This window comes from Chryseobacterium sp. Leaf404, from assembly GCF_001424145.1.
Taxonomy (GTDB): domain Bacteria; phylum Bacteroidota; class Bacteroidia; order Flavobacteriales; family Weeksellaceae; genus Chryseobacterium.
The window spans coordinates 1-8666 of sequence record NZ_LMQM01000007.1; the positions used below are offsets into that span (position 1 = coordinate 1).

An 8666-nucleotide genomic window follows, 5' to 3' on the forward strand; every position below is an offset into this window, starting at 1 on the left:
CTCATTCAGCGACTGGAAATTTGTGAGAGAATGTTTTCTAATCCCGTAAGATTTAAAACATAAGACGAAAGACTGATCCCGTAAGATCAGCAATTAAAAAACTAATAACTCCAAAAATAATAAAAAATGAAATTTTGACCGCATTTCTACAAAAAAAAAACAATTATTAACTATCCTTAAATCAAAATAATCTCTAAGGATGTTAACCAGAAAATTCAAAAACAACAATCAATAAATTAGAACTTAAAATTAAAAATTACCATGAAAAAATTATTACAAGTCTTCGGAGCACTTATGTTATTAATCAGCAGTTTTGTATCTGCGCAAACAGACTGTTTCCCTCTTGAACCGCCTTTGGATAAATTAGTGCTTCATCCTATTAAGACCAATCAGTACAATCAATCCGTTGCTGGGCAGCTTGATGGAAAAGCAATGAATATGTATTTGTTAGAATTTAATAATGCAATTGATCAGTTCGCGAGCAATGATAAGATTCCAGCAGACTTTGCAACCTATGTAAAGGATGTAAAATCAACAGCATTCTATGCAAAAGCAGTCCAGATGACAAACGCATCTGCAGATTTAACTCAATTGAAAAATAATATTCTTGCACAACTTGGAAAAAGCAAAGATAAAAATGAAATCAATTCATTAATCCTATGGCATTATCAGGTTCAGATTATTGAAGCATCAGATTATTACAATCAGCAGAACGCTGCAGGAAAGTTGGGTCCAAGATGGAAATGTGCTTTATCAATTATTGGTGGTGCAGGAACAGGAGCTTTACAAGGTGCGGCAGCAGGTAGTGTAATACCAGGTTTTGGTACAGCGGCAGGAGCTATCGTAGGAGGTATTTTCGGTGGAGCAGTAGGAGCTGCAGCAGGATGTTAATTCAAAACATAAAATTATGAATCTCGTAAAGAATGTATCGTTAGTTCCATTAACAGCCATTTCAATTTTTTGTGGATTTATATTCTATAAAAATTATGATTCAGCTTGGAACTGGAAAATGACAACATCTCTAATCAGTGGATTAGTCTTTCTTACTATACTTTTAATGACCATTTTTAGAAAAAAATAATACAAATAAAATAACACTGTAAAAATTTATCCGGAGGCTCATCGCTTAATGTAAACCTCCGGATTATTAAAACTAATACTAAAATAACATACAATAATTTAAATCAACCATGAAAAAACTATTAAAATTTGCCGGCTTATTTATGTTGCTTATCAGCAGCTTCACTTTTGCACAATACAACCCGGGAGGATGCATTCCCACGCCACCACCACTTGACAAGTTGATTAAAGAACCTATAACGAATGACATGTTCGGAGATCCAAATGCAAAAATCAGAGCACAGGACATGTCTCAATATTTAGTCAATTTTAACACAGAATTCCTTAAATATGCCAAATCGGGAAGTAATCCTCCACAGCAGGTTATTGATATTATTCATAATTCTCAGCAAACTGCTTACTATGAGATTCCTAAATCAATCATTGAAAAATCAACTAGTTTGGATGGCTTGCGGAAAGATTTGAGAGGTGCTTTAAAAAGCGAAACAAATCCTGAAATTATTCAATCTTATATCCTTCTGGATTACCAAATTCAAATTATCCAAAACTCTCCATATGCAGCAAGTTTTGCAAGAGGTAGCTGGAAATGTTTATTTGCTGTTGCTGCAGGTGCAACATTAGGTGCTACAGTAGGCTCGTTAGGAGGTCCGGTCGGGACGGTAGCTGGTGCAGCTGCAGGTGGAGCTGCAGGTGCATATTTCGGGTGTAAATAATTATTAAAAAGATATGGCAACTGTATTACTAATCAAATATTCATCAGAATTTTTTCATTAAGTACTAATTTTAAACTATAGATTATGAAATTATTAATTCCACTTTTAGCAGCACAGTTATTTGCTGTAATGTTAGCAGAACATCATCAAAACGGATGGGATGCTCATTCAACCACTAGTCTTGTTGGTTTAGTATCAACTGCAGGATACCTAATATGTAAAATGCTTACTTATAAAAGCTAGGCAGTAGCCTTAAATTATAAGTATTAGATGTAATGCTAAAAACCTGAAATAGTATTATAATCACTATCGAATAAAAGAGCATAACTCTATCTTATAATTTTTAGGTGTTTATGAAAATTACATTTGAATCCGTCTCACAAGTGAGGCGGATTTTTTGTTATAATTTATGATTCCACATAATTGTATCTGATAATCCAAGTGATGTTTATAGCTAATCCTGAAATAGCGATATAAAAAATATTTTCTTTATGAAAGAACACTGGAACGCTTTATGTAACGCGTACACAGAAAGCTTACATTTTGAGTTTGAAACTTTACGATTGTAAAAAAGATTGAAGCTGGTAAATTAAGAGTTATGGAATGTCTTAAAAAGTATGCCATACATCCCGCTCCACCTTTTGTGGGCCAATCATTTACTGATTGTTTCCGGGAGAAGTTATGACGTCATAACTGAATCTCATCATCGCTTCAGAAAGCATTAAAATATGATATAAGAGTACCAGATTATTAAACCAAACCAATTTTGGGTTGCAGACATTTCTTTTACTTGAAACAAGCGAATCACAGTTATTTAAGACCTATAATTGATGTTTATATCAATAAAATCGTAGGACATCACGTTGCAACCAGTCTGTATACGGAAAGAAGTTTGATAGTCCTTAAGGAAACTTCGAAAAACAAAAGGTCAATTTAGAATCGCTGATTTATTATTCTGATAGAGGTCTTCGATATTGCTCAAATGAGTATCAAAACCTATTGAAAAAAAACTCGTTAATGTCGCATGCAAAACCCTGAACTATACAAAATGTGGTATCAGAGAGGATTACTGGTATTTTGAAACAAGAATTTGATATTGATATTCATGATCTGAAAACAAAATTGCGAACACGGGATGTAATCGAATTGTGTCAAATCTTTAATTAAATATGACCTCGCTTTTCGAATTATTATCTGACTCCAAATCAAATACTCGAAAAGGAAACATTGGAAAAGAAAACCTTTAAAACAAAAAAAACTGAACAAAGAGTGTTAGCTCAGTATAATTAATTAATTTTCGACCTAAAATCTGTATCGAATTTCCAAGACTGGACAAAAATATTTTTGCCTGATTTAATGATGTTAGCATTACGATTTTTATTCTATTAAATTTCCTTATCAAGAGGCTCGTACTTGCTCCTCTGATTATAATATCTGCTTTCTTAGAGGTTGTATAATTTAGAAATAAAGAAACTTGCAATCTTTATACAAATCTCGTTGAGGAGACTTGTATAGTTTGTTAATTCCCAAATCGGGAAATTAAACAGTTCTATCGACTGATAATTGGTTTTCATCGAGACCTTTTGTTTTTAGTTCCTATTATTAACATTTTTACAGTAATAAAATTATAATAACTGTGAAAACTCAACAAAAAAATCAAAATTCTAAACTATTAATTAATAAAAAAGTAATTAACAATTTCTCTAAAACAAAAATCTTTGACGGCCTTCCTACAAGTCCACCTACAACAAGTACTATGACAACGTTGACAGGAATGTAATTAATATATAATCTGTTATTAAATTCCCAGCAAAGAGAATAACTCATCTTTCTTATTAGCGGCAATAGCAATAGACTTACCATTAATTAATTCTACCATGTTGCCGCTTATTGATTTTATAGAAGTTATTTTAACTATGAAAGACCTTTGTACTCTGGAAAATACAGGCTCCTTTAAAATAATTTCCATAGATTTTAGTGTAGCTAATGTAGTGTGGGATTCGGTATTTGTAACAATTTTTAAATAGTCTCCTAAAGCCTCAACATATAGAATGTCATTCAGTATTATTTTAATCAGCTTTCCGCCAGCTTTTATAAATATGTGATCGGGTTGTTTCTTATTTGACAATATAAGATCTCTTTTTGCGGAAGCCTCAATTCGCTCTTTGGCCCTATTAATAGCAATTACGAAACGATTGTAAGCAACAGGTTTAACCAAAAAATCCACAACACCATTTTCGAATCCATCAATAGCAAAATCTCTATGAGCTGTGATAAATATAACTGCCGGCTGTTTAGTTAATGATTTAATAAGATCTATACCATTAATTGTAGGCATATTAATATCACTTATTATTAAGTCAACGGAATTCAAGTTCAAATATGTTACTGCCTTTAGCGGATCCTCAAAAGAATCCTTTAAATCAAGAAAAGGGATGGTTTTTACATAATTAATAATAATTTCCTTTCCCAACGGTTCGTCGTCTATTACGATACAGCTTAATTTTTCATTTATCATACTGTAAGTCTATAGTTAAAGATACATAGTAGTTCATGTCATTTTCTGTAATTACAAGATCATAAGAATCTTTATATAAAAGCTCCAATCTTTTTTTAATATTTTTAATACCTATTCCACCTAATTTATTGTCTTTTGGTGCGTACGCATTTTTATTATTTTCCAATACAAAATGAAATGAATTATTTTCAATTTTTATTTTAATCCTTATAAAATTTTCTGATGCATTTCCCAACCCGTATTTAAAAGAATTTTCTATTAATGCAAAAGTTAATAACGGGGCAATCTGCAACGATAATTTTTCATCAGAAATGGAAATATCCAAAGATATTTCTTTTTCAGGAGAATGTCTCATTTTTTCTAAGTAGAAATAATTTTTTATAAATTCTATCTCTTTCTCTATGGAAACTTTTTCTGTGTTAGATTCATAAAGCGTGTAGGACATGATCTCAGAAATCATTATGATAGCATCTGGAGCAGTCGGATCCTTCTTTATGACAAGACCATACAGATTGTTTAGAGTATTAAATAAAAAGTGGGGATTTAACTGTGCTTTCAGAAAATCTTTTTCTATGTTAACATTTTCAAGTTGTAAACTTAAATTTTGCTTCTGATAGTATATAGCTTGACTGAATAAACGGGTTATATTAAAAAGTATTTTAACGAAGAATGGTGGTGAAAGGGAAAAAATAATAATTGTTGCACTGCCCAATATCGATTTATAAGATATTACATCTTTATAACTTCGTTGCGCATATTGTTTAATCATCCCCTTAAAGGGACCTTCTTTCACATCGAATTCTAAAAGATTTAGAAGCAAAAACTGAATATGATTGGTCGTACTCCATATGTAAAGAGATAATGGTGCGCTTAAGATCATTAATAAGATTCCCCATCTTTCTTTTGTTAAAATGATGGGAAAGATAAAATAAAAATATAAATAGAATAATACAGCATTATTGATGGTAGTTCTAATTGTCAACACCGCGCTCTCTCTGAATGGAAGCTGCACTTCTATATTGTAATAGAAACCGAGCAAAGCTGTAAAAAACAGCCACATTATACAGTGAAGAAAAATCCTTATGAATGGAGTGTATAAATTATTAAAATCAATATTTGAAATTTTATTAAGTAAAGGACCTCTTTCAAAAGCTTCGTTTCTCATATTTACTGATTAATTATTTAGAGTTTTCTCATACTGTTTTAAAGCGAATATGAAACTCATTAGCTCTAAAGCTCGCTGTTCTGCGCTAAACCATCGATTTAAACTCATATGGATATAATTTGAAAGGTTTTTTTCAGACAGTTTTAATTCACTTATCATACTATTTCGATCTTCAAACTGTCTTTTCTCTGCATTATTTAAAAAAAATTCCAAATCTTCTTTAAGATCGCGATATTTACGGTGAATATGACTTTTGAATTCAGTATTGAATTCCTGAGAGAATAATTCAATCATTTTTTTGCAGAAGTCCAGTCTTTTCTGAATAGAAAAATTTAATGCGGAAAACCAAAAATCAATATTTAATACGGATGTAAATAATTTATGTTCGTCAGAGATGTCTGGATTTTCTTTTAGCAAATTTAATATTGTCATGCTATCATGAAAAAATACTTTCTCTGCATCAACAATTTCTTCTGCTCCATATCTTTCAATTTCCCGTGAATACGTGTCAATCTGTATTTTCCATATCAAATCATTCTCAAAACAAGAGTTTAATGTTTGATAAAATATTTTTATTACATCACCGTAAGAATTTATATCTTTTAATTTTATTCTAATTCTCAAATGATAATGAGGGTCATTATATCTGATAAAGAAGATTGAATCTGCAACTTCTTTCTCCAATAAATCATCAATTAATGGGCAAATATAGTCACATAGGACATTATCTGAAATATTTGAATTACAGTAAATTTTTAGATAAAACCATTCATCTCCTGGAGGAAAATCTCTCTTAAATTTGGGGATTTTATATATTGATTCTTCCCTTTTTCTTACAGAGTCACTTTTCGTATCTTTCAGTATTAAAATAATCTGTTCATTTGTTGCTAAAGTTTTATTATCTGTTGTAAGATCTTCACATAATTGAAGGATCTTATTTTTTTTTATTTCTTCTAAAATTAAAAGTAAATACGAATCATTCGTAGTGTCTATAAATAATTCGTTATCACCCTTAACCAAAAGTACATATTTAGCGACTTTCCATTTTCTTAAGAAGAATTTAAGCTCGTTAAGCTCATTGTCAGAATTCTTAATCAAGGAAATATCTTTTTCAAAAATTATCCATGTCGCTCTGTGGACAATAATATTATAATAGGATATTCTTGGAATATATCGTTTACTTCGTTCGGAATAATCAATACTAAAATTTATATTGGCTTCATGCTGATGCTGTAAAGATGAGAGAAAACGGTAATAGTTGTTTTCATTACTATTAAAATTATGAGCATTCGATAGTCTCGGATTTATTTTTTTATTTAATTTTTTTGAACGTAAAATTATTTCATCACCCGCTATTGAAACAAGTATGTCCTGCAATAATATTTGATTTTCAGCAGTATTACTACTCTCATTATAGATTGGTATCTCGAATTCTGAAAGTTTCGGCCTTCTCGCAATATTGGCTGTCCGTGCATCAGGAGCATAGATTAGTTCAGCATTAATACTGTCATCATTATATAAACTTTCTGTAGCAGTGATTTCTTTGCATAGATATTCTATATTTTTATTACCCACAGCAAACCTACCCAATAGAGAACATGAATTTGCAGAACTTATATTTTGTAAAAAGAAAAAATCATCACCTGGAATTCCCACAATAGATAAAGTTTTATTTTGTGATTCTTTAGTTTCTAAATGATTTAAATCAATTTTTTCTAATCTTAAGATTTGATCTCCATTCTGTTCAATACTATCAAAAATATCATGCAGATGAGTAGAAACTACCTTTTTTTTTGTCGTGTCGCCTCTCTTAGATGCGTGACCGGCTATTAGTTTATTGTTATTTAGATTACCAATTTCAACAGATGCCGGAAATCCGATTCCGAATTCATTATCCAATACTTCTGTTAAAGGAACTTGTCTATACTCATATCTGGTTTTGAAAGTTTGCCTGAAGGATTCTAAATCAGACTGAATAGCAGATTTGCCTCCCAATTTATATAAAATTGAATAGAGATTGTTAATATTTCTAATTGTTTTTCTATCCAGACGATAATTGCTTTCATTAGATTGTGTCAAGTCAACATGAAGTATATGTTTTTCACTAATTCCCAAGCAAAAGAGCATTTTTTTTATTTCATTTAACTCATCAATCGGAATGTAGTCAATTGGAGTAGATTCAACTACTTTAATGCAATTATCAATTTTATAACAAATATTGCAGTATAACTCTGCTTGTGTTTTATTATGATCAACAAGTTTACTTACAACTTTTTTTAAATTACAAAAGTTATCACCTGTTAACATTATTTGTAATTCGCTAACTAAAAATTTAATCTCAATTAATTCATCGAGAAAACTGTTGACTTCTTCGTGATTAAAATCATCAATGAATAAATTATATATTTCCGTATAATCAGTTAAGGTAGTAATACCTGTTAGTTTTTCTAAGTATTCATTTTTCTCTAAGGAAGATAGTTGAAACCTTTCTGAGTCAATTTTGTCGACTGGTTCCTGGTATCTGTACTGACCAGGAATATTAGAAACTGTGTTATTTATTTTATATTTAAGATGATACTTAAAATGAGCGTTATTTTCAATATGCGTCTTGAGTTGATCGAAAAGCCCCATATCAATATTAGCTTTTCTCACCTGGGCGACACAATTATTTTCAGATTCATTTAGACTTCGGATAGCTATGCCGGCAAGCGTACCATATGGAGTACATCTGGTCGCTGAACGGATACAATATTTTTTAAGAGTATTAAATAACTTACTGATCTTTTCCTGTTTTAAAAAACCATTCTTATAATTGTTTATCATCTCATATAAATCAGGAGAAGACCAATATAGAGAGGCTACGAAATTCTCGTTGTTCAGAAATTCTTTAACAACATCATCAATTATTTTCGTGCGATCATTATCAAATAGCAATTCCTTGGGCAATAACGGTTTCCGTAAAATATATTTCTCAAAAGGCTCATACCTCATATTATACTTATTTATTGTTTTTAATAATGTAATTCGTCGGATAAAAATATCATTTCATCCCGATAAAATTGGTTTCCACCGAAAATAATTTTATTTCGGGGCTTCCTGATATACTTTTGACATATAAAATTAGAACAAACAAATCAGAAACTATGAAAACTGTATTTAAATTTTTGATCAAAAGCCATTATCTCATATA

6 protein-coding genes are annotated in these 8666 nt (G+C 30.6%); 3 read left to right on the forward strand and 3 right to left on the reverse strand.

Annotated features, from left to right (window positions below; genetic code table 11):
* Positions 1-261: 261 nt before the first annotated feature.
* The 3 genes from ASG31_RS05630 (at position 262) to ASG31_RS18530 (ending at position 2036) form a co-directional block, all read left to right on the forward strand.
* A complete protein-coding gene (locus tag ASG31_RS05630; protein WP_056029047.1) occupies positions 262-891 on the forward strand; it encodes a hypothetical protein in 630 nt (209 codons plus the stop codon).
* Positions 892-1190: 299 nt separating this feature from the next.
* The gene (locus tag ASG31_RS05635; RefSeq protein ID WP_131725505.1) at positions 1191-1793 is read left to right on the forward strand and encodes a hypothetical protein; all 603 of its coding nucleotides are present in this window, start codon (positions 1191-1193) and stop codon (positions 1791-1793) included.
* Positions 1794-1877: 84 nt separating this feature from the next.
* A complete protein-coding gene (locus tag ASG31_RS18530) occupies positions 1878-2036 on the forward strand; it encodes a hypothetical protein (protein WP_157844446.1) in 159 nt (52 codons plus the stop codon).
* A gap of 1555 nt (positions 2037-3591) precedes the next feature.
* Here the strand turns inward: ASG31_RS18530 and ASG31_RS05640 are convergent.
* Genes ASG31_RS05640 through ASG31_RS05650 form a run of 3 tightly spaced genes read right to left on the reverse strand, consistent with a single transcriptional unit; the run spans position 3592 to position 8467 of the window.
* Positions 3592-4311 (reverse strand): LytR/AlgR family response regulator transcription factor, encoded by a 720-nt coding sequence (locus tag ASG31_RS05640; protein WP_056029052.1) that lies wholly within the window; start codon positions 4309-4311, stop codon positions 3592-3594.
* Entirely contained in the window at positions 4301-5476 is a 1176-nt protein-coding gene (locus ASG31_RS05645; RefSeq protein ID WP_056029054.1) for a sensor histidine kinase, read from the reverse strand. The genes ASG31_RS05640 and ASG31_RS05645 overlap by 11 nt, the downstream gene beginning before the upstream one ends.
* A gap of 9 nt (positions 5477-5485) precedes the next feature.
* Positions 5486-8467 (reverse strand): lantibiotic dehydratase, encoded by a 2982-nt coding sequence (locus ASG31_RS05650; protein ID WP_056029056.1) that lies wholly within the window; start codon positions 8465-8467, stop codon positions 5486-5488.
* Positions 8468-8666: the final 199 nt, after the last annotated feature.

Excerpts from the sequence above, each read along its gene's own strand:
- ASG31_RS05630 (WP_056029047.1), top strand. The coding sequence starts at position 262 with ATGAAAAAATTATTACAAGTCTTCGGAGCACTTATGTTATTAATCAGC.
- ASG31_RS05635 (WP_131725505.1), top strand. The coding sequence starts at position 1,191 with ATGAAAAAACTATTAAAATTTGCCGGCTTATTTATGTTGCTTATCAGC.
- ASG31_RS18530 (WP_157844446.1), top strand. The coding sequence starts at position 1,878 with ATGAAATTATTAATTCCACTTTTAGCAGCACAGTTATTTGCTGTAATG.
- ASG31_RS05640 (WP_056029052.1), bottom strand. The coding sequence starts at position 4,311 with ATGATAAATGAAAAATTAAGCTGTATCGTAATAGACGACGAACCGTTG.
- ASG31_RS05645 (WP_056029054.1), bottom strand. The coding sequence starts at position 5,476 with ATGAGAAACGAAGCTTTTGAAAGAGGTCCTTTACTTAATAAAATTTCA.
- ASG31_RS05650 (WP_056029056.1), bottom strand. The coding sequence starts at position 8,467 with ATGAGGTATGAGCCTTTTGAGAAATATATTTTACGGAAACCGTTATTG.